Source organism: Xanthomonas axonopodis, assembly GCF_001304695.1.
Lineage (GTDB): Bacteria > Pseudomonadota > Gammaproteobacteria > Xanthomonadales > Xanthomonadaceae > Xanthomonas > Xanthomonas axonopodis.
On the sequence record NZ_JFAQ01000088.1, the window covers coordinates 1 to 24,803 of the forward strand.

The window sequence follows — 24,803 nt, forward strand, 5'->3', positions numbered from 1 at the left end:
AACCCGTTGCCCTGGTCAGCTGACATTGCCAAGGTCCGCTGCTTCATCGGCTTGCACCACCATCGCTGCGAAGCACTTATCCTCGCATCTTTGGAACTTGATCAGCGTTGCCTTAAGCCGGAAAACAGGTCAACGGTCTGCACGCGCGCGGTCGGGCGCTTGGCCTACGGCAGGGCTTCCAGCGCCATGTCGCCGCCGAACTTGAGCTTGCCACTGGCGCCTTCGAAGCTTTCGATCACCCGCCCATATGATGTCGTACGCATCGGTCCCCAGACGACGCTGGGCGAAGAACTGCGCGTTGGCATCGGGCACCGGGAAACGGGTGATGTTGAGGATGCCCGCGTCCACCGCCGAAATGGTCACATGTGCGGCCTTGCCCGCCAGCTCGGGCACGCTCACCGTCACCGGCAAGGGCTGCTCGGGGCGCATCTGCTTGGGCGCGGACAAGCCCACCGCCACCCGCCGCGCCTTGCGATCCATCGGCACATAGGCCACGCCCACCGCACGTGCCGGCGTGATCTTGCGGGGCGCACTGCCGCCGCGGAAGACCAGTGCGGTGACATACACGTTGTGGCGTTCCCACACCTCACCGGAATCTCGAAGCTGCTGCCCGGCTTGACGTCGATGTCCTGCACGTACAGCAGCTTGTCGCTTTCCACCAGCAACACGCCCTTGCAGGCATGCGGCGGGGTCAGCGTCACCTTGAGCGTGTCGCCGGCGCGGTAGCCGGTCTTGTCCAGCGCCAGCTTGACCTTGTCCGGGCGCGCATCCAGGCCACGGTTTTCATCGTTCCAGCTCCAGCCGGCGCGGAACGGGTAACGCGTGGTCAGCCCGCTCGCCGGGTCGAACACGTCCAGGCGGTATTCGCCCCATTCCACCGGGAAATCGATCTTGGCATTGACGCTGCCCACATCGAGCGTGCGCGTGTCCTTGTTTTCGAAGCGGCGGGTGAAGTCGTAATCCCAGTGGTTGTCGGTGTAGTTCCAGTGGTAGTCGCGTAGCTCGCGCACCAGCGTGACCTTCAGGCCCTTGGCCTGCTGCGGCTTGCCACCGGCATCCACGCGGGTCACTTCGAAGCGCACCGTCCCATTGGCATCGGCGCCGTCTTTGTCGTCGAACAACGGCCGCACGCCGACCAGGGCCTTGGCCGGCCACAGCACGCGCTTGAGGGTGCGGGTGACGGTGCGGCCGCCGGTTTCGTACACGCTGCCGGAGACGACCGCGGCAATCGTGCTGACCGGCTTGGCCTCGGCCGGCAATGCGATGTCTTCGCGCGGGATGCCGTCGCCATCGAACTCGGTGTCAATCACGTCCTTGGCTTCGCGCGGAAGCGCCAGCGTTGGGTCGCCGAAGCACCAGCCGGGCAGCGCTTCGAGCGGATGCTGCTGGACGCTGACTGCCAGCTTGGCGGTGAAACGGTTGCCAGCGGCCGGTGCGCCGTACAGGTACGCGGCATTGGCCACCAGCTTGAACGGCTGGCCGGCGCTCAAGGTCTTCTGTGTGCTGTCCAGGTCCAGCTTCATGCGCTCGGGCAGGCACTCTTCCACGCGCACGGTCATGCCCTGCACGGCGTCCTTGCTGGCCGGATCGGTGCGGAATTCCACCTGCCAGCGGCCGGTCGGCGCATCGGCCGGAATCTGCTGGGCGAATTCGAAATAGCCCTGTTCGCCGGGCTGCAGCTTGGTCTCACGAAACGTCTTGCCGTCCGGTTGTTTCAGACGCAGGAACACCGGCTGCGGCTTGGTCGGCTTGCCGTCGTTGTCGCGCAGGATCGCCGACACCCGCATGGTTTCGCCGGGGCGGTACAGATCGCGACCGGCCCAGGCGAACACATCAAACCACGCGCCCTGGCGCCCGGCCACGGCGAACTCGCTCAGATCCAATGCCGGCTGGTTGAACGGCAACAGCGAGATATCGGTCTTGCTGCGCGCTGTCAGCACATGGCCGGCGTCGAGCGTGTAGTTGAGCAGCACATTGCCGTTACCGTCGGTTGCACCTTTCAGGAACAACTCGCCCTTGGCATCGAGGATGCGCAGCTCCACGTTCTTGATCGGCTCGCCGCTCTGCAACGAGGCGGTGTGCACGAACAACTTGTCCTTGTAGGCGCGCGATGCAGGCCGATGTCGCTGACGGTAAAGAACGCGGTGTCGAATTCGTTCTCGAAACTGCCGGCACGCTTCATCACCGCGAAATACAGGCCAGGTTCCTGCAGCTCCTTGATGTCCTGCGTCGGCAGGTAGGTCAGCACGCGCTTGTTCTGCTTGCCGCCAAGGATGAAGCGATTGACATACACCGGGTCGGCCAGCTTGGACAGCGGCTGGTTGCCACTGTACTCGCTCTCCAGATCCCAGCTGCCACGGCGCCCGCCACGCTGGAACTGCTGGAAGAACGCCGGCAGCGATTTCTCGCGGACGCGCAGGAACTCGACATCCACTTCCGGCATGTTCACCGACACCACCGGCAGGCCGCGGCTTTCGCGCGCCGGCAGCACACTGCCCTGCGAAGCGAACCCGGCCACAGGCTTGAGTTCGCCGGTGTAGACCTTTTTGCTTGAGCGGCTTACCCAAGCGGCTGCCGTCGGCGGCCAGCAGGTTGGCGTCGACCAGCACGGTGTAGTCCTTGGCCGCTTCGACGTACGGGTAGCGCAGCGTCTTGCCATCCTCAGACAGCGTCCAGCTGCTGTCGCCGGTGCCGACCTTTTCTTCGAAGCGCACCAGCGCATCGAAATCCTGCGTGCCCACCAACGGCCGCGACAATTCCAGCGCCAGCGCCATCTCGATCACGGTCATAGCAAGTCCCAGCTGCTCTTCGTCGGCCACATCGAGCGCTTCACCCACGGCCATTCGGACACCTTCGTCGATTTGCGCGCGGATGGCGGAATCAACGGAATCATTCGAGCGCAGCTTGATCGAAGCGCTCATGAGCGCCAGCATTCGCGCTGATTTGGCGAGCTCCTGCATCCGCGAAATGAAAGCCTCAGACATTTTGCAACCTTGCGCAGCGAGCTCGTTGCTCGCTATAACGCGCGCCCTACAGAACGACGTCGAGCGAGAAGCGCCGAACAGCCACTTGGTCCCATAAAGCATATTTATGGGAAAATACGCGATGAAGGAACAAGGTTCTGCGACCGGGGAAGTGCTCACAACCAAGTTTCTTGTGGCCCTTCACAGGAAAAATCGGTATTGCCAGGAGAAGCCGAATTGGCTTCCCCACAAATGCGGATGCTCCCGTGGCAGCGCCCTCTTATACGCGGGTGCGAATTCCAGCGCAAACAAACTACCGCCTTGCTGCGCGCGCGTCGGCGCAGGGCCGAAGTACAGAGCAGCGCAACGCGCTCGGCTGGCCTTGCGAGGCCTCAGTGCAATAGTTGCCGCATGTACAGCGCGGTTAGGCCGGGGCGATCCAGCCGCAGACAGACCTGTACATTGGCCGCGCCCGGGCCTTCGCGGGTATAGCCCTGGGCGTCGACTTCCAGATGCAGCGGCGTGGTCGGGCACAAGCGCGGATCCAGCAACCACGCCACCGGCACCACGTCGAACAATGTCGGGGTGGCGCTGGCCCAGGGCTGGTCGGTATTGCGCCATTGGTAATAGAGCTGGGTCAGTGCGTCGGTCAGGCCGTCGCCATGGGCGAACAAGGCGATACGCTCCGGCTCCTCCAACGGCAGTTGGGTGGCGTCCAACGGCAGCAGCACGATCGGCACGCCAGCCGCGAACACGCGCTGCGCCGCTGGCACATCGGCCAGGATGTTGTACTCCGGCGCCGGCGCGCTGGCCGGACGATACGCGGACTTGCCGTAACCCACCCGCACCGAGCCGCCCATCGCCACAATGCGCTTGAGCTTGGCAAAGCCGGCCGGGTCGCGCTGCTGCGCCAACGCCGCATCGGTCATCGGCCCGAGCACCAGCAAGGTGACCTCGCCCGGATGCCGGCGCGCCTGCTGCAGGATCATTGCCGCCGCATCCGGCAGCTTGCCGGGCAACTGTCCCTTGGCGGCCCCCAGCGTGCCTGGCTGAAGGGAATGCTGCTGGTCGTGCGTGCACCCACCGCCAATGGAATCTCGCTGCGCCCGGCCTGCTGCAACAAGCGCTGCAACAGCTGCGCACGCAACGTGGTGTCGCCCCATGCCGATGCGATGCCCAGTACCTGCAACTGCGGGCTGCGCAACAGCAGTCCCAGCGCAAACGCATCGTCGATGTCGTCGCCGATGTCGGTGGAGACCACCAGCAGCTCGGCGGCCGTGGGCGGTTGCGTGGCCTGCGCTGTCGTCACCGCAGCCGCCTGCGCCACGGCAGCCGCACAGCACAGCCCCGCAATCAACCAAGCATTCCGAATGATCCGCCGCATGCATCTACTCCTGCCGCCATAAAAAAACCGCCGGCATGATAGCCGGCGGTTGGATGTTGCGACACGACTGCGCCAATCAGAAGTTGGCGCGGAACTGCGCGCCCACGATGCGCGGGTCGTTGATGAAGCCGGTGAGGTTGTTGAAGTCGATCGCACCGGTCACACGGATCTGGTTGGTGCAGTTGCGGCAGAACACCGACAACTCGTACGCACCCGCACCCCAGTTGTAGCCGATCTTGGCGCCGCCCTCGACCAGCGGCTGGCCGGTGAATTCCTTGGAGTCATACAGGAAGAAATTCACTTCGCTGCGGTAGGACCAGTCGGTGTAGAAGAACAGCTCGCCGTCGTTGCCCATCGGGATGCCGTAACGCAGGGTGGCGTTGGCCATCCACTTCGCCGCCTGCGGCAAATCGTTGCCGTCAATCACCGCGCGGCCGGCCGTGTTGATCGGGTCGGTGACGGTGCAGGTGCGGCAGATGCCCACCGACAGGTTCGGGTCGTCGATGCGGGTCCAGTTGTAAGCGCCGCCGGCGGTGACGCGCAGGTTCTGGGTGAGCAAGGCTTCGAAATCGAACTCCGCGCCGCGGGCCTTGGTCTTGTCGGCGTTGAGCAGACGCACGTCGTTGGACGCACCACCCACCGCAGTGAGCTGCTGGTTCTTCACCCGGAAATCGTAGACGTCGAAGCTCAGACGCGCGCGGTTGTCGAACAGGTCCGACTTGATGCCGACCTCGAACGAATCCACGGTCTCCGGCTCGGCCACGGTCAGCGGCGCAGTGCCCGACGGCACGCCGAAGCTGGCGCCGCGGAAACCGCGTGCGGCACGTGCGTACACGTTGACGTCGTCGTTGATGGAGAAGGTGGCCGCCAGATCGCCGGTGACCTTGGAGTTGTCGGTCTCGCCGCTGGACGGTTCGACCAGGGTGACGCGGTCCAGCGCCAGCACGTCGAAGGTTTTCTTGTCGTAGGTGTAGCGGATACCGGCGCGCAGGTTCAAACGGTCGGTGGCCGCGTAGTTCAACGAGCCGAACGCCGCCCAGGAGGTATTGCGTTGGCGGGTCAGCTGGTAGCTGGCCAGGTCGCCGCCGCTGAGGGTGTTGTAGGTGTAGTTTTCGCCTTCCACATCGTCGTGGAAGTAGTACACGCCGGCCTGCCAGTTGAGCGGGCCTTCGTACTGCGATTCGGCGCGCACTTCCTGGCTGTATTGATCCAGGCTCTTGATACCGCCGGCGGTTTCCACCGGGAACGGAATCACGCCCGGGCCCGACGGCGGTGCAAACACCGCACCGAAGCCGCCGTCGATATCGCCGCGGCTGTAGTACTTGCCGATTCCCTCGTATGCGGTGATCGAGTGCAGCGCGATGTCGCCCAGATCCCAGGTCAGGTTGGCACTGCCGCCGTAGGTCTGCAGTTCCTGGCGGTTGGCACCGTCGATGAAGGATTTTTCCGCATCAAAGCCATCCACCAGCTGGTTGGTACCGGGCTGGATGATGTTGGCGCGGAACAGCCGCGCGGTGCCGTCCAGATGGCGCGCATGCGCATTGAACAACGCGCTGAAGTCGTCGCTGGCCTGGTACAGCAGCTGCAGGCGCACGGCCGAATCGGTATAGCCTTCCAGATCGCGGCCGTCGCGGTTTTCCACCCAATCGTCGCGGCGCTGGCCCAGGGTGGACAGACGCGCTGCCCAATGGTCGCCCATCGCAATGCTCAGGCCGCTTTCCAGGGTCATGGTGCCGTAGGTGCCGTACGACAGGCTGGCGTAGCCGTCATTGGCACCGATGGTCGGCTTGACCGAATTGAACTTGACCACGCCGGCCGGCGTGTTGCGGCCGAACAGCGTGCCTTGCGGGCCGCGCAGCACTTCCAGGCCTTCCAGATCGAAGATCGGGAAGCCCTTCAGGAACGCGTTTTCCTGCACCACGTCGTCATAGATCAACGACACCGGCTGCGAGGCATAGGTGTTGAAGTCGGTATTGCCGTAGCCGCGGATATACACGCGCGGGAAGACACGGCCGTTGGACGATTCGATGTTCAGGCTGGGCGCCTTGCCGGCCAGCACGCGGATGTCCGAACCGCTGGTGGAAATGGCATCCAAAAATTCCGGGCGCAACACCGACGCGGAGACCGGCACGTCCTTGGAGTCTTCCGAACGCCGCTCGACCGTGACCTTGACCGCATCCAGACGCACGACGCCATCGTCGCCGGGCGCCTGCTGGGCAGCGGCATGGAGCGGAAGAAGGGAAACGACGGCAACGGCGAGCGCGCTGATCTTGAGCGACCGGCTGGCGGACATGGGGAGAACTCCGAATTCTGGTGGCGGGGCGGCCTGGCCTGCGTGCCGCAGTGCAACAGAATTAACATGATTTACACAAATATGGCAGAGCGCGTGCAAGAAAAGTTTCCATAATTCAAAAACCGTTCGAATTAATGCAACAGACTCATGCGATCGATTTATGCGACGCCGCGCGAGGAAGCTCGGTTAGCGCTGCTTGCTCCACGGGCCCTGCGCAGGCTCACCCAACCTCGGCAACAGGTGCCGGCACCCTGACCCAACCCTCCATCAGCACCCGCGCACTGCGGCTCATCAGCGCCTTGGTCACCTGCCACTGGCCGTCGACCAGCTGCGCCTGCGCGCCGACCCGCAAGGTGCCGGACGGATGCCCGAAGCGCACGGCCGAGCGCGCCGCACCGCCGGCAGCCAGATTGACCAGCGTGCCCGGCACGGCCGCAGCGGTGCCGATCGCAACTGCTGCAGTGCCCATCATCGCGTGATGCAATTTGCCCATCGACATCGCGCGCACCAGCAGATCGATTTCTGCCGCGTGCACCGGCTTTCCGCTGGACGCGGTGTAGTCGGCCGGCGGCGCCACGAAGGCGACCTTGGGCGTGTGTTGCCGCGTCGCGGCGTCTTTCACCTTCGCAATCAACCCCATCCGCACCGCACCGTGTGCGCGCAATGTCTCGAACATGGTCAAGGCGCGCGGGTCGCCATTGATGGCGTCCTGCAGCTCGGTCCCGGTATAACCCAGGTCGCGCGCGTTGACGAAGATGGTGGGAATGCCCGCATTGATCAGCGTGGCATCGAGCATGCCCAGCCCGGGAATCTGCAGTTGATCGATGACGTTACCGGTGGGAAACATCGCCCCGCCCTCGCCTTCAGCATCGTCGGCCGGGTCGAGAAATTCCAGTTGCACTTCCACCGCCGGGAAGGTCACGCCGTCCAGTTCAAAGTCGCCGGTTTCCTGCACCAGCCCATCGGTCATCGGCACATGCGCAACGATGGTCTTGCCGATATTGGCCTGCCAGATCCGCACCGTGGCCACACCATCGCGTGGCACGCGTGCCGGATCGATCAAGCCGCTGGCGATGGCGAATGGCCCCACCGCCGCCGACAGATTGCCGCAGTTGCCGCTCCAATCCACGAACGCGCTATCGATGGACACCTGGCCGAACAGGTAGTCCACATCATGCCCATCGCGCGTGCTGGCCGACACGATCACGCTCTTGCTGGTGCTCGATGTGGCCCCGCCCATGCCATCGATCTGCTTGGCATACGGATCCGGGCTGCCGACCACCCGCAACAACAACCCATCGCGTGCAGCCCCCGGTTGCTGCGCGGCCACGGGCAGATCCTGCAGACGGAAAAACACGCCCTTGCTGGTACCGCCACGCATGTAGGTGGCGGGGATGCGGAGTTGGGGGAGATGGGTCATGGGAGGCCGGGATCAGGGATTAGGGCGGCGGTGCGATGGCAGCAGCCAGTGACGTCAGTGCGCTTGCGGTGCAGATATTGCTTTCAACGCATCTCGACTCCCGATTCCCGGCTCTCAAGAAAATCCTGCGCAAACCGCTGCAGCACACCACCGGCCTCGTAAATCGATACTTCCTCTGCAGTATCCAGACGGCAGGTCACCGGCACCTGCAGCTGCTCGCCATTGCGGCGGTGAATGGACAGCGTCAGCGTGGCGCCGGGCGTGCGCTCCCCCACCACGTCGAAGGTTTCGCTGCCATCGATGCCCAGGGTCTTACGATCGGTGCCCGGCTTGAACTCCAGCGGCAGCACGCCCATGCCGATCAGGTTGGTGCGATGAATCCGCTCGAAGCCCTCGGCGACGATCACTTCCACACCGGCAAGCCGCACGCCCTTGGCTGCCCAGTCGCGCGAAGATCCCTGCCCGTAATCGGCGCCGGCGATGATGATCAGCGGCTGCTTGCGCGTCATGTAGGTTTCGATCGCCTCCCACATGCGTAGCACCTGGCCTTCCGGCTCAAGCCGCGCCAGCGAGCCAGCTTTGACCTGCCCGTCGACCACCGCCATTTCGTTGATCAACTTGGGGTTAGCAAAGGTGGCGCGCTGTGCGGTGAGATGGTCGCCGCGATGGGTGGCGTAGGAATTGAAGTCCTCCTCCGGCACGCCCATCTGTGCCAGATATTGCCCGGCCGCACTGCCGGCCATGATCGCGTTCGACGGCGACAAATGGTCGGTGGTGATGTTGTCGCCCAGCACGGCCAACGGGCGCATGCCGCGCAGCGTGCGCGCACCGGCCAACGCGCCTTCCCAATACGGCGGGCGCCGAATATACGTGCTGGCCGGGCGCCAGTCGTACAACGGGTTCACGCTGACTCCTTGCCCCACGCTGCGCTTGAACATCGGGTCGTACACGCTGCGGAAGTGTTCCGGCTTGACGCTGCGCGCCACCACCGCATCGATCTCGGCATCGCTCGGCCACAGATCCTTGAGCGTGACCGGCACGCCGTGGGCATCGATGCCCAGGACGTCCTTTTCGATATCGAAGCGCACCGTGCCGGCAATGGCATAGGCAATCACCAACGGTGGCGATGCGAGAAAGGCCTGCTTGGCATACGGATGGATGCGGCCATCGAAATTACGGTTGCCCGACAACACCGCCGTGGCATACAGATCGCGATCGATGATCTCCTGCTGGATCGCAGGATCCAGCGCACCGCTCATGCCGTTGCAGGTGGTGCAGGCGAATGCCACGATGCCGAAGCCCAACTGCTCCAGCTCGCTCAATAAACCGGCTTCTTCCAGGTACAGCTGCACGGCCTTGGAGCCCGGCGCCAGCGAGCTTTTCACCCACGGCTTGCGAGTCAATCCACGCGCATTGGCATTGCGCGCCAGCAAGCCGGCAGCGATGACGTTGCGCGGGTTGGAGGTGTTGGTGCACGAGGTGATCGCTGCGATGATCACTGCGCCATCAGGCATCTGTCCCGGTACCTGCTCCCACGCACCGGCAATCCCACGATCTGCCAGTTCGGTGGTGGCCACACGTTTGTGCGGATTGGAAGGCCCGGCCATGTTGCGCACTACGCTCGCCAGACCGAACTGCAGCACGCGCTCGTACTGCGCGGTGGCCAGATCGTCTGCCCATAGGCCGGTATCCCGCGCATAGGTCTCCACCAACGCGATCTGCGCATCGTCGCGACCGGTTAAGCGCAGGTAATCGATGGTTTGCTGGTCGATGTAGAACATCGCCGCGGTTGCACCGAATTCAGGCGTCATGTTGGATATGGTCGCGCGGTCGCCGATGGTCAGCGCACGCGCACCATCCCCGTAGAACTCGAGATACGCCCCAACCACACGTTGCGCGCGCAGAAATTCGGTTAATGCCAGCACGATGTCGGTGGCCGTGATGCCCGGCGCCGGCCGGCCGGTCAATTCCACACCGATGATGTCCGGCAGGCGCATCCATGAGGCGCGCCCCAGCATCACGTTCTCCGCTTCCAATCCGCCCACGCCCACCGCGATCACCCCCAGCGCATCCACATGCGGCGTGTGGCTGTCGGTGCCCACACAGGTATCTGGAAACGCCACGCCATCGAGCGTGTAGACCACTGGCGACATCTTCTCCAGATTGATCTGATGCATGATCCCGTTGCCTGGCGGAATCACTTCCATGTTTTCGAACGCACGCTTGGTCCATTCGATGAAATGGAACCGATCGGCATTACGCCGATCTTCCACGCCACGGTTCTTGGCGAAGGCCTGCTTGTCGAACCCAGCGTATTCCACTGCCAGCGAGTGATCCACGATCAACTGCACCGGCACCACCGGATTAACTTGTGCCGGGTCGCCGCCCTGCTCGGCAATGGCATCGCGCAGGCCCGCAAGATCCACCAACGCGGTCTGGCCCAGGATGTCGTGACACACCACACGCGCCGGAAACCACGGGAAATCCAGCTCGCGCTTGCGCTCGACCAACTGCCGCAGGTATGCCTCCAGCAAGTGTGGCTCTGCACGCCGCACCAGGTTCTCCGCATGCACGCGTGCGGTGTACGGCAAGGTCGCATACGCGCCGGGCTGCAGGGCATCGACGGCGGTGCGTGCATCGAAGTAATCCAACGAGGTGCCCGGCAGGGGCTTGCGGTACTGGCTGTTCATGGCTGGCGATATCACAAGGCGGCCGAGGAGTTTGCATTCACTTTGCCCTTCTCGCGCAAGCGGGAGAAGGTGCCCAAAGGGCAGATGAGGGAACGGGGAAACCAGGGAATAAGGCAATGAGGGCCGGCATCGCTCTCACAGCAACTCAAGAACGCTGATCCAGCGGCACGAACACCTGATCTTCCGGCCCGGTGTAATTGGCCGAGGGGCGGATGATCTTGCCGTCCACGCGCTGCTCGATGATGTGCGCGCTCCAGCCGGCTGTGCGCGCCAGCGCGAACAAGGGGGTGAACATCGCCGTCGGCACGCCCATCATGTGGTAGCTCACCGCACTGAACCAATCCAGGTTCGGGAACATCTTCTTGATGTCCCACATCACGCTCTCCAGGCGCTCGGCGATGTCGTACATCTTGCGGCTGCCCTGCTCCTCGGACAGCTCGCGCGCCACCTCCTTGATCACCTTGTTGCGCGGGTCCGACACCGTGTACACCGGGTGCCCGAAGCCGATCACCACTTCCTTGCGTTCCACACGCGCCTTGATGTCGGCGTCTGCTTCGTCCGGGGTGTCGTAGCGCTTCTGCACTTCGAAGGCCACTTCGTTGGCGCCGCCGTGCTTGGGCCCACGCAGCGCACCAATGCCGCCGGCGATGGCGCTGTACATATCGCTGCCGGTCCCGGCAATCACGCGGCTGGCAAAGGTGGATGCATTGAATTCGTGCTCTGCATACAGGATCAGGCTGGTGTGCATCGCGCGCACCCACGAGTCTTTGGGCGCAAAGCCATGCAGCAGATGCAGGAAATGCCCGCCGATGGAATCGTCATCGGTCTCCACCTCGATGCGCTTGCCGTTGTGGCTGTAGTGATACCAGTACAGCAGCATCGAGCCCAGCGAGGCCATCAGCTTGTCGGCGATGTCGCGCGCACCAGGGTGGTTATGGTCGTCTTTTTCCGGCTGCAGGCAGCCCAGCACCGACACGCCGGTGCGCATCACATCCATCGGATGCGCCGACGGCGGCAACTGTTCCAGCGCAGTTTTCACCGCTGCCGGCACACCGCGCAGCGAGCGCAGCTTGGCCTTGTAACCGCGCAGCTCGCCGCTGTTGGGAAGCTTGCCGTGCACCAGCAGGTACGCAATTTCTTCGAACTCGCTGGTGGTGGCCAGGTCAAGAATGTCGTAACCGCGATAGTGCAGGTCGTTGCCGCTGCGCCCCACTGTGCACAGGGCCGTGTTACCGGCGGCAGTGCCGGACAAGGCGACGGATTTTTTCGGCTTGAAACCAGGAGTGACAGTGTCGTTCATGCGATGAGCTCCCAACTGTGTGGTGTCGCGGTGTGGCGTGCGAGGCGGCAATGAAGAGGGTCAGCAGCGCGTCATCATGCGCCTTTGCGCGCAAACAACGCATCCAGGCGCTGCTCGTAACTGTGGTATTCGATGCGTTCGTACAGCTCTTCGCGCGTCTGCATGCTGTCCAGCACGGCTTGTTGATGGCCATCGCGCCGAATCGCCGTATAGACCGCCTCGGCGGCCTTGTTGGCCGCTCGAAATGCCGACAGCGGAAACAGCTGGATCGCCACGCCGGCCTGCGCAAGCTGATCGCGCGTAAACAGCGGTGTCTTGCCGAATTCGGTGATGTTGGCCAGCACCGGCACGCCTACCGCATCGACGAAGCGTTTGTAGGTCTCCAGGTCGTAGGCGGCTTCTGCGAAGATGCCGTCCGCACCCGCTTCCACGCAGGCGATGGCGCGTTCGATCGCCGCATCCACGCCTTTCATCTGGATTGCGTCGGTACGCGCAATCAGGAAGAACGCTGCATCGGTCTTGGCATCGGCTGCGGCCTTGACCCGATCCACCATCTCGCCCTGGCTCACGATCTCCTTTCCCGGCCGGTGGCCGCAGCGCTTGGCGCCAACCTGGTCTTCGATATGGCAACCGCCCGCGCCCGCCTTGATCAGCGACTTGATGGTGCGCTCGATGTTGAATGCACTCGGACCAAAACCGGTGTCCACATCCACCAACAGCGGCAGCTCGCACACGTCGGTGATACGGCGCACGTCGATCAGCACGTCTTCCAGCGTGTTGATGCCCAGGTCCGGCAACCCCAGCGACCCGGCCGCCACGCCACCGCCAGACAGGTAAATCGCCTGATAGCCGGCGCGCTGAGCCAGCAGTGCATGGTTGGCATTGATCGCGCCGATCACCTGCAGCGGCGCTTCGGCAGCCAGCGCGGCGCGAAAACGCGTGCCGGCAGAGGAAGTAGACGAGGACGTCATGGCGGTTCCTTGGATGGGATAACCGTGCAAACGCAAATACCGTGCCAGGCACAAGCCATTGATCTGTAAAGGCCTCAGCTTGCCACTTGTTGCAAAACTGCAACAGCTGACCCACTCTGAAACACCCTCGAAACGCGACGACGTCATGCGCAGCCCTGCCCTCCCGGAAACCGCAGACGCTTCCTTGCCCGTCATCTGGACCGTCAGCGTCTCGCGCCTGACCGGCCTGCTGGCCGATGTCATCCCCGAGTTCGACCAGCGCGCGCGCATCGAGCAGATCAACCTCGGTTTTGCCGAAGCGGTCGAGGTCATCGGCCAACGCCTGCGCCGCGAGCGCTGCGACGCGCTGGTGGCCGGCGGATCCAATGCGGCGTACCTGCGCAGCCGGCTCGCGCTGCCCTTGGCGCCCATCCAGGCCACGGGGTTCGATCTGATGGAAGCACTGGCGCGTGCGCGCCGCATTGCGCCGCGCATCGGCGTGGTCACCCACGCCACCGATGTGCCCTCGTTCTACGCGTTTCAGCACAGCTTCGATCTGAAGATCGAACACCGCCGTTTCGTCACCGCAGAAGACGCACGCGACTGCATCGCCGATCTGCGCGCCAGCGGCATCCAGGTCATTGTCGGCACCGGCATGGCGATCGATTTCGCCGAGCAGGCCGAGCTGCCCGGCGTGCTGCTGTATTCGGCCGATTCGGTGCGTCATGCGCTGGAACAGGCCATCACGCTGGGCACCGCTCCAGCCACGGATCGCATCGCTGGCCGTACCGCCCCGCGCCGTCCACGACGCGCCGACGCCCTGCTGGGCGAAGACAGCGCAATGCTGCGCGTGCGCGAGCTGGTGCAGCTGTACGCACCGCATGCCGGCACCGTGTTGATCAGCGGCGAAACCGGCACCGGCAAGGAACTGGTCGCACGACAACTGCATGCCGGCAGTCGTCGCCGCGGCCGTTTCGTGGCGATCAACTGTGGCGCCATCAGCGAATCGTTGCTGGAGGCGGAACTGTTCGGCTACAGCGATGGTGCCTTCACCGGTGCCCGCCGCGGCGGCCACACCGGTCTGGTCGAAGCTGCGCAGGATGGCACGCTGTTCCTCGACGAAATCGGCGAATTGCCCATGCCTTTGCAGACCCGGCTATTACGTGTCCTGGAAGAACGTGAAGTGCTGCGTGTCGGGGCAACGGTGCCCGTGGCGATCGACGTGCGCGTGGTCGCCGCCAGCCTGCATGATCTGCAGCAGCTGGTCGAACAGAGCCGCTTCCGTCGCGACCTGTTCTATCGTCTTGCCGCGTTGCGCATTGCACTACCGCCGTTGCGACACCGCCACCACGACATCGCCTTATTGCTTGCGCATTATTTCCAGCAACTCGGCAGCATGCCATCGCCGCTATCGCCAGCTGCACTGCAACGCCTCCAACAACACAGTTGGCCCGGCAATGTGCGCGAACTGCGCAATCTGGTCGAACGCCTGTGCATTCACTGGAAAGCCCAATCGCACGACAACCTGAGCCTGGAGCAACTCGAACGCTGGGAGCCGGAGTTGTTCGATACTCCTCTCGACCACGGCGGCGCACCACTTGAGCATGCGGATTTAGCGACCTCTCGCCTGCAGCTCACTGCCAGCGCAGTCCACGCAGCGCTCGACCGCGCCAACGGCAACCGCGCCCTCGCCGCGCAAGCGCTCGGCGTCTCGCGCACCACGCTGTGGCGCTGGATGCAGGCGCAGGCGGTGGTCCCGTCCATAGGGAAAGCGTGAACTTACAAGACTGATCAGACCACGCCTGCAAACATGGCCTTCCACACTCTGGCGGCAGGTGAAGGCGTGGCATGCGCGCACCGCGCATGGATGCGCAACCAAAGCGCATCACGGCATGCGCCGCAATTTAAATGGCATGAGGCAGCTATCTGGTGAAACAATCCCCGCGCCTCGCTCACCGCAACGCCGCACTTACATCGCATGCCCATTGACCAAGCGTTTCGGCGATCACTTCACCCGCCTGTACTCGATATCGCCCGTGCTCAGCTTGCCGGTCGCCTCATCAATCGCATAGTTGACCGTACCCACCCCGTTGGACACCTGCAGCACGCCGTTGGTCAGCAGCGCCGGATGGTTGCGGGTCTTGAACCCGTTACCGAACAGTTCCGGCTGGGTGTCACGAATGATGAAACTCTCGCCGTTGTGCTCGATGCTCAGCACATTCTTTTCCGACTTCACATTGACCCACTTGCCCACGAATTGCTCACCCACGTCGCGGGCACAGCTAGACAGCAACGCCATCGCAACCAGAGCACTTCCAAGCGGCGTCTTCATCGCTACACCTTCTTCAACGCGGGGCATCGAAGGATGGCAAGTCCTTGCTGAGCCCGCAACAAGCAGACACAAGCAATTGGCCAAGCTACCGGCGGCTTGAACATAACCGTGACCAACAGCTCGGTAATTGATTCTGCGAGTCCGCTGAGTACAGTTTTCTGTGCATGCCTGGAGAGCCTCAAGGACACCATCACCTACAGCGCCGCGCGCACTTCCCTCGCAGACACCACGTACCGCGTCGTCGACACGAGCCGGTGATCATCACGCGCAGTGGCGAGCGGGCCGTGGTCTTGGTGTCGCTGAAGACTACAAGGCCATGGAAGAGACCGCCTACCTGCTACGCAGCCGAAGGGCGCGCAGCGTCTGCTGGAATCCATCGCCTAGCTTGAAACCGGCCGCGGCAACAAACAGGAACTGGCCGATTGATTCCGCAGTTTTTCGGATAGTGCCTGGGAGAATTTATCTGTACCGGCAGCAGACCGACAAGAAAATGCTGAAGCCATCAATGACTTGATCAAGCCATTTGGCGCGACCCGTCCCAAGGCATTGGCAAGCCCGAGCCGCTGCGCCACGCACTAGCAGGCATTGGTCAAGACGCCTCAATAACGAGCACCGGATCATCTAGAAAGCCAACGATGGCATCCCGCTGATCGCCCAACTGCGTTATCACTACGCATAGCGTCGGCAATTGCGTCAGCCAGCTTCGCCCATCGCAATGCCATGCATTCAACATGCTTGGTGGCGTCTGCGGTCCACCACCTGCTGAGGAGCCGAGAGGGAAGCTTTGCAGGATGGCAGAAGACAACAAAAAAACCGGCACATGGCCGGCTTTTTTGTTCGCGCTGAAACCCATGCAATGCCTGGACTTCAATGGTGGGCGGTACAGGGTTCGAACCTGTGACCCTTGCCGTGTGAAGGCAATGCTCTACCGCTGAGCTAACCGCCCGATGACGCTAGCCGCAGATTATAGGGCCGCGGCGGCGGTCGTCAACAATTGTTTGCTGTCCTTTGTCACGTCAGCGAGACCGCATCTCCATCGCCCCGTCTGCCGCGATGACGTCGCAGCTCCACCGCAGGCCTCACCTCACTGCCGTCTTGCCGTGCCCCTGCCGCTTACATCGTATGCGTCGGCTTGTCCGAGGTGGTCAATCCGGCCAGCAGTGTCTCGATCTTGTTGCGTACTGCCTCGCCTTCCGGGCCGTCGGGGAACTGCACGCCGATGCCGGCGGCGCGGTTGCCCTGGGCGCCGGCAGGCGTGGTCCAGATGACCTTGCCGGCGACCGGCAGACGCTCGCTAGAGTCCGGCAGGGTCAGCAGCAGGAAGACTTCATCGCCCAGCATGTAGCGCTTGGGCGTGGGCACGAAGATGCCGCCGCCTTTCACGAACGGCATGTAGGCGCTGTAGAGCGCTGGCTTGTCTTTCAACGCCAGCGACAAAATGCCTTGGCGTGCATTCATTGCACTCATCGAGTTCCCCTAGAACGTGGCTGGCGCTCTCCCTCGCGCCAGGACAGCAATAATTCCGTGACTGCCAGGTCGGCGCGGACGGTGGTGCGCAGCAGATCGCGGGTGCGGTTGGCGGCGTCGAACCAGGTCGCCAGCTTGTGCAACCGCGATGGATCGGTCAAGCCGGCAGATGCCTGTGCCAGTGCCAGATCGGCGGCATGGCGCAGGCGCTGATCGGCCTGGCCATCGTTGGTCCAACGCTGCGCGACATCGACTGCGCCGGCGCGTCCACTGGCGATCTGCTCCAGATCCTGCGCAACCGCACGCCGGACTGCCAGGCCATCTTCGCGCAACCACTGCGCGGCCAGACCGGGGTGGCCGCGCGCGGCGTCCAGCGCTTCCTGCGCGGCGCGCTCGCTCACCCCTTGCGACAGCAACCAGGCCAGCGCCTCGTGCGCAGGCGGCAGCTTGAATTCCAGGCGCTGGCAACGGCTGCGGATGGTCGCCGGCAGACGCGCTGGCTGCGCGCTGATCAACCACAGGTAGCGTCCCGGCGATGGTTCTTCCAGTGTCTTGAGCAAGGCATTGCAGGCAGAACGATTGATCGCGTCGGCCGGGTCGACGATCACGACCTGGGCGATGCCGTACTGCGGGGTCAGCGCGAGCTTCTGCGAAATCTCGCGCACCTGCTCGATGATGATCTCGGTACGCAGTTTGTCGCCGGTGCGATTGGGAATGAACGAGACCAGTTGCAGGTCCGGATGGGTACCGGCGGCAATCAGCTGGCGCGTGCGCTGCGCCAGCGCCGGGTCTGGCGAGCTGGCCAGGACGTGCTCGGCCAGGGCCAGGGCAACGGCACGCTTGCCCAGCCCTTCCGGGCCGCAGATCAACAAACCATGTCCAAGCCGGCCCGCATCCAGCGCGGCCACGGTCTGGTCGAAGGCGCGCTGCTGCCAGGGCGAAAATGCGGCGGTCATGGCGTGGGCTCCGTCGGAGGCGTGTTCGGCAGCCGGCGGCGCTGCAGATAGCGCGCCACCGCTGCGTTATGTTCGGCCAACGTGGCCGAGAACGCGTGCGCGCCGGTGCCATCGCCCACCGCCACGAAATACAGCGCCTCGCCGGGTGCCGGCCGCACCGCCGCCAGCAGCGCCTCGCGGCCCGGCATGGCGATCGGCGTCGGCGTCAGGCCGGTACGGGTGTAGGTGTTGTACGGCGTATCGGTGGTCAGGTCGCGGCGACGGATATTGCCGTCGTAGCTGCTGCCGATGCCGTAGATCACGGTCGGGTCGGTCTGCAGCTTCATGCCCATCTGCAAACGGCGCAGGAACACCCCGGCGATCAGGGGGCGTTCTGAGGCCAGGGCCGTTTCCTTTTCGATGATCGAGGCCAGGATCAATGCCTGCTCCGGCGAGGCGAGCGGCAGGTTCGGGGCGCGCTGCTCCCAGGCGTGCGCCAATGCCTTGTCCATGGCCGCATGCGCGCGCTTGAGCACATCGATGTCGCTGTCGCCACGCTGGTACACATAGGTTTCCGGCAGGAAGCGCCCTTCCGGATGCTGCTTGGCAAATCCCAGCCGGGCCATCAGTGCCGCATCGTCCAACGCGTCGATGGAGTGGTGCAACGGCGTGGCGGTCGCCAGTGCGGCGCGCAACTGACGGAAATTCCAGCCTTCCACGATCGTGAAGCGGTGCTGGATCACCCGCCCCTGGCGCATGCGCGTCAGTAGTTCCCGCGGTGACAGCGCTGGCGACAGCGCGTATTCGCCCACCTTAAGCTTGCCGGCCGCATCGACCTGCCGCGCCAGCAGCTGCCATTCCAGCTCGTTGCCCTGCGCCAGGCCGGCGGCGCGCAGTTTGCGCAATGTGGCCTTGAGCGAATCGCCGGGCGCAATCACCACGCTGGGCGCGCTCGCAGATACGGGGGTATCGGCGAAGTGCAGGTAATGCCGCCACGCCACCACGGCGGCAATCGCCAGCAGCGCTGCAAGCAGCAACACCGTGCCCAGCACGGCCAGACATCCGCGTTTGCCAGTCACCGCCACACCCACCTCGTCATTGCCCCAGCGCCACGCAGGATACCGCGCGCCGGTGATGTCCCGTTGAAGCGCTCATGTCTGCTCGATCGCACGCAACACGCCACGCGCCTTGGCGCGGGTTTCGTCCAGCTCGCGTTGCGAGTCCGAATCCACCACGATCCCGGCGCCGGTGCGGAAGCGCACCTGATTATCGGCCACCTCGGCGGTGCGGATCAGGATATTCAGATCCATGTCGCCATCGCGATTGAGCCAGCCGAATGCGCCGGTATAGGCCCCGCGCGCGGCCTGTTCGAGCTCGGCGATGATCTGCATGCAGCGCACCTTCGGGCAACCGGTAATGGTGCCGCCGGGGAACACCGCGGCAATCACCTCACCGGGCGTCACTCCGGCGCGCAGACGCCCGCGCACGTTGCTGACGATGTGATGCACATGCGCATAGCTTTCCACGCACATCAACTCATCCACCTCCACGGTGCCCGGCGCGCAGATGCGGCCCAGGTCGTTGCGCTCCAGATCGATCAGCATCACGTGCTCGGCGCGCTCCTTCGGATGCCCGACCAGTTCACGGATACGTGCGGCATCGTCGTCGCCGGCAAACCGCGCGCGGGTGCCGGCGATCGGACGCGTCTGCACCACATCGCCCTTTACGGAGACCAGCCGCTCGGGCGAGGAACTGGCCACCGCACGCCCGGCCGCAACGAACAGGCCGGCGAACGGCGCCGGATTGGCCGCACGCAGGCGCGCATGCAACGCAGCTGGATCGACCACCGCAGCGAATGCCGCGTGCCAGGCGCGCGAGATATTGGCCTGGAACACATCGCCGGCACGCAGGTAGTCGAGCACGCGCTCCACCGCCGCGGTAAAGCGCTGGGGGGCGTCTTCGTCCACCGCAAGCGGCCCGGGCCAGTCCGGCAACGGCGGCAGCGCAGCGCACGCGGCGATGTCGTCGACGATGCGCGCCAGCAAATCATCGCGGCCCGGTTCGGCCAGCGCGATGCAGTGGCCCTGCACACGATCGCGCAACACCGCCGCCGGCGCGCGCAGCGCCAGTGCGATGGGCAGGCCATCGGCGCGCGTGGGCAACTGCAGGATCGGCTCAACCTGGGCTGCCAACTCGTAATCCAGCAACACCGCCCAGCCACCACGAAAGGGCCATGGGCTGTGCGCATCGTGCGGCACACGCTCGACTTGCCACGCAGTGTCCAGCGCAGCCAGGAAGCTGCCCTCCAGCACCCTGCCCTCGCCATCGCGGGTGCGGCCATCGGCATCCAGCCGCAGGCTGTCGCCGTCGGCCAGCAACAGCACGTCCCAGCGCCCATGCTCGGTGCCGGAGGCGGTGGATTCCAGCAGCGCCGGATAGCGCTGCGGCGCCAGCTGATGCAGCGCCAGCAAATCGATGTCCGCGTGCAGTGATCTGGTAAGCGTCATCGGTCCGGCATGGCGAGGGTGCGGAAATTCACGGCGCTGCCGAGACTGCAGCGCGCACGAGAGTGGATGAGAATGGATCAACAATCGATCAACAATCGATCAGGAAACGACGGACCAACAACAGATCAAACGACAACCGGGCGGCGGCCGCGCGAGTGCCGCGCACCGTCGTCGTCCAGGCGCACGCGGCGCGGCGTGCACCGCAACCGGCACGCAGGCTCAGATGCGCTTGAACACCAGCGTGCCGTTGGTGCCGCCGAAGCCGAAGCCGTTGGACATCACCGCATCGACCCGCACCTGGCGCGCCACATTCGGCACGTAATCCAGGTCGCAGCCTTCGCTTGGTTCTTCCAGATTGATGGTCGGCGGGATGATGCCGGTGTGCAGCGCCATCACCGAGAAAATCGCTTCCACACCGCCGGCCGCGCCGAGCAGGTGCCCGGTCATCGACTTGGTCGAGCTCACCATGGTCTTGTAGGCGTGATCGCCCAGGGCGCGCTTCATCGCCATCGTTTCGGCCAGATCGCCCAGCGGCGTGGAGGTACCGTGCGCGTTGAGGTAGCCGATCTGCTCGGGGTTGAGCTTGGCATCGCGCAACGCTGCCGCCATGCTGCGCGCCGCGCCCTCGCCGTCTTCGCTGGGGGCGGTCATGTGGAACGCATCGGAACTGGCGCCGAAGCCGACCAGCTCGGCATAGATGCGCGCGCCACGCGCCTTGGCGTGTTCGTACTCTTCCAGCACCAGCACGCCGGCGCCGTCGCCCAGCACGAAGCCGTCGCGCTGCTTGTCCCACGGCCGCGAGGCGCCGGTCGGATCGTCGTTGCGCGTGGACATCGCCTTCATCGCGCAAAAGCCACCCACCGAACTCGGCGACGAACCGCGCTCGGCGCCGCCGGCCAGCATCACATCCGCATCGCCGTGCTGGATCATGCGCATCGCCGTGCCGATCGAATGGTTGGACGTGGCGCAGGCCGATACCGCCGAGAACGTCGGGCCTTTCAGGCCTTTGATCAGGCTCACTTGGCCGGGCAGCATGTTGATGATGGTGCTGGGCACATAGAACGGCGAAATCTTGCGCGCGCCGCCCTCATGGAATTTGATGGTCTGCTCTTCAATGCCGAGCAGGCCGCCGACACCGGAGCCGAGAATGGCGCCCACGCGTTCGGCATTGCTTTCGTCGATTTCCAGGCCGGAATCGTCCAGCGCCATGAACGAGGCGCCGACACCGTAGTGGATGAACGAATCCATCTTCTTGACGTCCTTGGCGGACACAAAAAACGTGGGGTCGAAATTCTTGATTTCACCGGCGATCTTGGTGGTGAACTGCGAGGCATCGATCTGCGTGATCGGGCCAATCCCTGAGCGGCCGTGGACGATTCCATCCCAGCTGGTGGCCAGATCATTGCCCAGCGGCGACACCATGCCCATGCCGGTAACGACAACACGACGACTCATTGCAGATCTCCTCACCACGGAACGGATGGTGCTTGGGGTTTGCGGGTGACACTTGAAAAACACAGGGCCGCATCAGCGGCCCCATGGAATGCCTGACGCGGCAGCGGGTTGATGCACGCCGCCACGATCAGGAACAACGCATCAGCTCTTGACGTGAGCCTTGACGTAGTCGATCGCCTGCTGGACCGAGGTGATCTTCTCGGCCTCTTCGTCCGGGATCTCGCACTCGAACTCTTCTTCCAACGCCATCACCAGCTCGACGGTGTCCAGCGAGTCGGCACCCAGATCATCGACGAACGATGCGCTAGTGGTGACTTCCTCTTCCTTGACGCCGAGTTGTTCGACGACGATTTTCTTGACGCGTTCTTCGATGGTGCTCATTGGGGATATCGCTCCAGCTGGAGTAGTGGTGGTTCGAGTTTTAGGATCCCCGCACACGGATGTGCGGTGCTCCTGTGAGGGACTCACAAAATGCCATCGCCGCTGCGATGGACGCGTTGGATAGTGTAGTGGAAGCGACCGGACCTTGCATTGCATCACAACTCCCGGCCGATCAGCCACTTAGCGCCTCCCGGCGCCGCACGCTTACGGCATATACATGCCACCGTTGACGTGCAGGGTCTCACCGGTGATGTAGCGGGCCGTCGGGCCGGCCAGAAACGCCACTGCATTGGCGATGTCTTCCGGCTGGCCCAGATGACCCAGCGCTATCTGCTGCAGCAAGGCGGTCCTGGCCTCGTCGGGCAGCGCCTTGGTCATGTCGGTGTCGATGAAACCGGGCGCCACCACGTTCACAGTGGCCCCGCGCGAGCCGATTTCCTTGGCCAGCGACTTGGAGAACGCGATGATGCCGGCCTTGGCCGCGGCGTAGTTGGTCTGGCCCGGATTGCCGGTCACACCCACCACCGAGGCGATATTGATGATGCGGCCCTTGCGTGCCTTCATCATGCCGCGCATGACCGCCTTGGAGGTGCGGAACACGCTGGTCAGGTTGGTGTCGATAATCGCCTGCCAGTCGTCGTCCTTCATCCGCATCAACAGGTTGTCGCGGGTGATGCCGGCGTTGTTGACCAGGATCGAAATGGCGCCGAACTCCTTGCCGATGGCATCGATCAGGCCATCGACCGCTGCCGCGTCGGTGACATTCAGTTCACGGCCGTGTCCGCCGTGGGCCCCCAGACGATCGCCGATCGCCGCAGCGCCGGAAGCCGAGGTGGCGGTGCCGATGACCGTGGCGCCCTGGGCGGCCAGGGTGTCGGCAATGGCCGCACCGATGCCGCGACTGGCGCCGGTGACGAGGGCGATTTCGCCCTGCAGGGGCTTGCTCATGCTTGCTGTTCCTCGATGGGGGACGCCGCAACCGTGGCCGCGAACGTCGAGGGATGCCGGCACGGCCGGCAGCGGCGTTGGATCAGTGCGCCCACGCATCGAGCGCGCCGGCATAGTCGGCAGGCGTTGCCAGCGGCCGCGCATCCAGGCTCTTGTCGATGCGCTTGATCAGCCCGCTCAGCACCTTGCCCGGGCCGCATTCGGCAATGCGGGTGATGCCGTGGCTGGCGAGCGCCTGCACGCAGCAGGTCCATTGCACCGGGAGGTAGAACTGTTCCACCAAGGCCTGGCGGATGGCCGTGCTGCCTTCATGCACGCGCGCGTCCACGTTCTGCACCACCGGAATCTGCGGTGCCTGCCAGCTCAGCCCGGCCATCGCCTCGCCGAGCTGGTTGGCGGCATCGCGCATCAGCGGGGTGTGCGACGGCACGCTTACTGCCAGCTTGACCGCCTTGCGCACGCCGCGTTCGGCCAGCAGCGCCAGCGCGCGATCCACCGCCGCAGCGTGGCCGCCGATCACGATCTGACCGGGCGAATTGAAGTTGGCCGGCACCACGACTTCGCTACCAGACGCCTGGTCACAAACCTCCTGCACTACCGCATCTTCGGCGCCCAGCACCGCGGCCATCGCACCGATGCCCGCCGGTGCCGCAGCCTGCATGAACTGCCCACGCAACCGCACCAGATGCGCACCATCGTGCAGCGTCAGGGCGCCGGCCGCGACCAACGCGGTGTATTCGCCCAAGCTATGGCCCGCCAGCAGCGCCGGGCGCTGCCCGCGCTGGGCAGTCCACAGCCGCCACACCGCCACGCCGGCGGCCAGCAGGGCCGGCTGGGTGTATTCGGTGCGGTTGAGCATTTCTTCCGGGCCGCCCTGGGACAGCGCCCACAAATCGACCCCAGCGCCCTCGGAGGCTTCGGCAAAGGTTTCGCGGATCTGCGGGTGCAATTCGGACAGTTCGGCCAGCATGCCTAAGGACTGCGAGCCCTGGCCGGGAAACACGAAGGCGAGAGTGGATTCGGTCACGCGTTGCTGCCTACAAAAATCGAGCCGGGATCATACGTGCGAAATTGCCCCGGCGTCTGTACTGCCGCGTATGCAGATGGCCACGCGAACGTGTCGCGACATCGCAAAACCGCAGATCGGGCTTGATCGAGCCGCGCGCGCAACGGCTGCAGTTGCGCTGACGCGCCGCTGTTCGGGTTCGATGTTGAAAGCGCTGCCGGCAAAGGCGGCGCGGCCAGCGCCCGCAAGGCCAGCGGGGAAGCTGAAGGATCGGGCGCACCCGGTGCTGCCACCTGCGTGTTGTCTACCCCGGCAGCGGAAATGTCGCCGCTTGTCCGCGCAGCACCCCGTCCTCATCGACGAGTTGCCAGACCACACCTTCGGCGATCCGGAAGCGGGAACCATCCTTCGCGATCCGCACACCCGCGTAGTCCCTTACGAAGCCATCACGGGTGACCGCATCGAGCAAACGCTGACGTTCCGCTCGCTCTGGCAATTCTGCCGATAGCCGCGATGGCATGCCGACGAACTCGCTCCAGCTGTAGCCAAAGACGCGCTGCGCCGCCTGGTTCGCATAGACAAACCGCGGGTCTGCAGCGGTATCGTGCGCAAGCAGCGCGAACGGCGCATCGTGATATAGCCAACCGGGCTCGATTGGTCGATCTGCGACCAGCGGGCGGCCTGCGAACCGCTGGTAACTGCTGGTGAGCAAGGCGACGAAGACAGGTTCATGGGCGGGGTGCATGTGCCGAATGTACCTGCCGGCCGGCTT

Annotated in this window: 18 protein-coding genes, 1 tRNA gene and 2 pseudogenes; 2 read left to right on the top strand and 19 right to left on the bottom strand. The window is 64.3% G+C overall.

The window, feature by feature from the left end:
• Positions 1-167 precede the first annotated feature (167 nt).
• The 7 genes and pseudogenes from XAXN_RS09010 to prpB form a co-directional block, all read right to left on the bottom strand.
• Positions 168-2,840: pseudogene (locus XAXN_RS09010) on the bottom strand (alpha-2-macroglobulin family protein); the annotation flags it as partial.
• A 515-nt stretch (positions 2,841-3,355) separates the two neighbouring features.
• Positions 3,356-4,317: pseudogene (locus XAXN_RS09015) on the bottom strand (nucleoside hydrolase).
• A 106-nt stretch (positions 4,318-4,423) separates the two neighbouring features.
• Positions 4,424-6,640, bottom strand: coding sequence for a TonB-dependent receptor (locus XAXN_RS09020; RefSeq protein ID WP_054319288.1), 2,217 nt, complete (start codon positions 6,638-6,640; stop codon positions 4,424-4,426).
• A gap of 220 nt (positions 6,641-6,860) precedes the next feature.
• Positions 6,861-8,060 carry a 2-methylaconitate cis-trans isomerase PrpF gene (gene prpF / locus XAXN_RS09025; RefSeq protein WP_054319289.1) on the bottom strand — a complete coding sequence of 400 codons (1,200 nt, stop codon included), beginning with the start codon at positions 8,058-8,060 and terminating at the stop codon, positions 6,861-6,863.
• An 83-nt stretch (positions 8,061-8,143) separates the two neighbouring features.
• Positions 8,144-10,750 carry a Fe/S-dependent 2-methylisocitrate dehydratase AcnD gene (gene acnD / locus XAXN_RS09030; RefSeq protein ID WP_054319290.1) on the bottom strand — a complete coding sequence of 869 codons (2,607 nt, stop codon included), beginning with the start codon at positions 10,748-10,750 and terminating at the stop codon, positions 8,144-8,146.
• 145 nt (positions 10,751-10,895) lie between these two features.
• A complete protein-coding gene (prpC, locus tag XAXN_RS09035) occupies positions 10,896-12,050 on the bottom strand; it encodes a bifunctional 2-methylcitrate synthase/citrate synthase (protein ID WP_054319291.1) in 1,155 nt (384 codons plus the stop codon).
• 74 nt (positions 12,051-12,124) lie between these two features.
• Positions 12,125-13,021 (bottom strand): methylisocitrate lyase, encoded by an 897-nt coding sequence (prpB, locus tag XAXN_RS09040; protein ID WP_054319292.1) that lies wholly within the window; start codon positions 13,019-13,021, stop codon positions 12,125-12,127.
• Between the two features lie 145 nt (positions 13,022-13,166).
• Here prpB and prpR point away from each other — a divergent pair, with 145 nt between their 5' ends.
• Entirely contained in the window at positions 13,167-14,777 is a 1,611-nt protein-coding gene (prpR, locus tag XAXN_RS09045; RefSeq protein WP_054319293.1) for a propionate catabolism operon regulatory protein PrpR, read from the top strand.
• A gap of 228 nt (positions 14,778-15,005) precedes the next feature.
• Here the strand turns inward: prpR and XAXN_RS09050 are convergent, their stop codons facing one another.
• Positions 15,006-15,332 (bottom strand): hypothetical protein, encoded by a 327-nt coding sequence (locus XAXN_RS09050; protein WP_054319294.1) that lies wholly within the window; start codon positions 15,330-15,332, stop codon positions 15,006-15,008.
• A gap of 164 nt (positions 15,333-15,496) precedes the next feature.
• Here XAXN_RS09050 and XAXN_RS23655 point away from each other — a divergent pair, with 164 nt between their 5' ends.
• Positions 15,497-15,721, top strand: coding sequence for a type II toxin-antitoxin system prevent-host-death family antitoxin (locus tag XAXN_RS23655; RefSeq protein ID WP_134980507.1), 225 nt, complete (start codon positions 15,497-15,499; stop codon positions 15,719-15,721).
• 200 nt (positions 15,722-15,921) lie between these two features.
• Here the strand turns inward: XAXN_RS23655 and XAXN_RS22480 are convergent, their stop codons facing one another.
• From XAXN_RS22480 to XAXN_RS09100, 11 genes are all read right to left on the bottom strand, one after another.
• A complete protein-coding gene (locus XAXN_RS22480) occupies positions 15,922-16,185 on the bottom strand; it encodes a hypothetical protein (protein WP_134980506.1) in 264 nt (87 codons plus the stop codon).
• Positions 16,186-16,203: 18 nt separating this feature from the next.
• Positions 16,204-16,278, bottom strand: a tRNA-Val gene (locus XAXN_RS09055).
• Positions 16,279-16,445: 167 nt separating this feature from the next.
• Positions 16,446-16,799 carry a PilZ domain-containing protein gene (locus tag XAXN_RS09060; protein WP_003483889.1) on the bottom strand — a complete coding sequence of 118 codons (354 nt, stop codon included), beginning with the start codon at positions 16,797-16,799 and terminating at the stop codon, positions 16,446-16,448.
• Positions 16,796-17,755, bottom strand: a complete 960-nt coding sequence (locus XAXN_RS09065; RefSeq protein WP_039572876.1) for a DNA polymerase III subunit delta' — start codon at positions 17,753-17,755, stop codon at positions 16,796-16,798. Before XAXN_RS09065 ends, XAXN_RS09060 begins: the two co-directional genes overlap by 4 nt.
• Positions 17,752-18,825: an endolytic transglycosylase MltG gene (mltG, locus tag XAXN_RS09070; RefSeq protein WP_054319295.1), complete on the bottom strand. Its 1,074-nt coding sequence runs from the start codon at positions 18,823-18,825 to the stop codon at positions 17,752-17,754. The genes XAXN_RS09065 and mltG overlap by 4 nt, the downstream gene beginning before the upstream one ends.
• Before the next feature lie 60 nt (positions 18,826-18,885).
• Entirely contained in the window at positions 18,886-20,241 is a 1,356-nt protein-coding gene (locus XAXN_RS09075) for an aminodeoxychorismate synthase component I (protein WP_054319296.1), read from the bottom strand.
• 219 nt (positions 20,242-20,460) lie between these two features.
• A complete protein-coding gene (gene fabF, locus XAXN_RS09080; protein ID WP_054319297.1) occupies positions 20,461-21,696 on the bottom strand; it encodes a beta-ketoacyl-ACP synthase II in 1,236 nt (411 codons plus the stop codon).
• 141 nt (positions 21,697-21,837) lie between these two features.
• Positions 21,838-22,077, bottom strand: coding sequence for an acyl carrier protein (gene acpP, locus XAXN_RS09085; RefSeq protein WP_002814322.1), 240 nt, complete (start codon positions 22,075-22,077; stop codon positions 21,838-21,840).
• Positions 22,078-22,281: 204 nt separating this feature from the next.
• Entirely contained in the window at positions 22,282-23,025 is a 744-nt protein-coding gene (gene fabG, locus XAXN_RS09090) for a 3-oxoacyl-ACP reductase FabG (protein WP_054319298.1), read from the bottom strand.
• An 82-nt stretch (positions 23,026-23,107) separates the two neighbouring features.
• Positions 23,108-24,052, bottom strand: coding sequence for an ACP S-malonyltransferase (gene fabD, locus XAXN_RS09095; RefSeq protein WP_054319299.1), 945 nt, complete (start codon positions 24,050-24,052; stop codon positions 23,108-23,110).
• 283 nt (positions 24,053-24,335) lie between these two features.
• Complete coding sequence (locus XAXN_RS09100; RefSeq protein ID WP_054319300.1) at positions 24,336-24,776, bottom strand: MEKHLA domain-containing protein; 441 nt, start codon at positions 24,774-24,776, stop codon at positions 24,336-24,338.
• Positions 24,777-24,803: the final 27 nt, after the last annotated feature.

Excerpts from the sequence above, each read along its gene's own strand:
- XAXN_RS09020 (WP_054319288.1), bottom strand. The coding sequence starts at position 6,640 with ATGTCCGCCAGCCGGTCGCTCAAGATCAGCGCGCTCGCCGTTGCCGTC.
- prpF (WP_054319289.1), bottom strand. The coding sequence starts at position 8,060 with ATGACCCATCTCCCCCAACTCCGCATCCCCGCCACCTACATGCGTGGC.
- acnD (WP_054319290.1), bottom strand. The coding sequence starts at position 10,750 with ATGAACAGCCAGTACCGCAAGCCCCTGCCGGGCACCTCGTTGGATTAC.
- prpC (WP_054319291.1), bottom strand. The coding sequence starts at position 12,050 with ATGAACGACACTGTCACTCCTGGTTTCAAGCCGAAAAAATCCGTCGCC.
- prpB (WP_054319292.1), bottom strand. The coding sequence starts at position 13,021 with ATGACGTCCTCGTCTACTTCCTCTGCCGGCACGCGTTTTCGCGCCGCG.
- prpR (WP_054319293.1), top strand. The coding sequence starts at position 13,167 with ATGCGCAGCCCTGCCCTCCCGGAAACCGCAGACGCTTCCTTGCCCGTC.
- XAXN_RS09050 (WP_054319294.1), bottom strand. The coding sequence starts at position 15,332 with ATGAAGACGCCGCTTGGAAGTGCTCTGGTTGCGATGGCGTTGCTGTCT.
- XAXN_RS23655 (WP_134980507.1), top strand. The coding sequence starts at position 15,497 with ATGCCTGGAGAGCCTCAAGGACACCATCACCTACAGCGCCGCGCGCAC.
- XAXN_RS22480 (WP_134980506.1), bottom strand. The coding sequence starts at position 16,185 with ATGGGTTTCAGCGCGAACAAAAAAGCCGGCCATGTGCCGGTTTTTTTG.
- XAXN_RS09060 (WP_003483889.1), bottom strand. The coding sequence starts at position 16,799 with ATGAGTGCAATGAATGCACGCCAAGGCATTTTGTCGCTGGCGTTGAAA.
- XAXN_RS09065 (WP_039572876.1), bottom strand. The coding sequence starts at position 17,755 with ATGACCGCCGCATTTTCGCCCTGGCAGCAGCGCGCCTTCGACCAGACC.
- XAXN_RS09075 (WP_054319296.1), bottom strand. The coding sequence starts at position 20,241 with ATGACGCTTACCAGATCACTGCACGCGGACATCGATTTGCTGGCGCTG.
- fabF (WP_054319297.1), bottom strand. The coding sequence starts at position 21,696 with ATGAGTCGTCGTGTTGTCGTTACCGGCATGGGCATGGTGTCGCCGCTG.
- acpP (WP_002814322.1), bottom strand. The coding sequence starts at position 22,077 with ATGAGCACCATCGAAGAACGCGTCAAGAAAATCGTCGTCGAACAACTC.
- fabG (WP_054319298.1), bottom strand. The coding sequence starts at position 23,025 with ATGAGCAAGCCCCTGCAGGGCGAAATCGCCCTCGTCACCGGCGCCAGT.
- XAXN_RS09100 (WP_054319300.1), bottom strand. The coding sequence starts at position 24,776 with ATGCACCCCGCCCATGAACCTGTCTTCGTCGCCTTGCTCACCAGCAGT.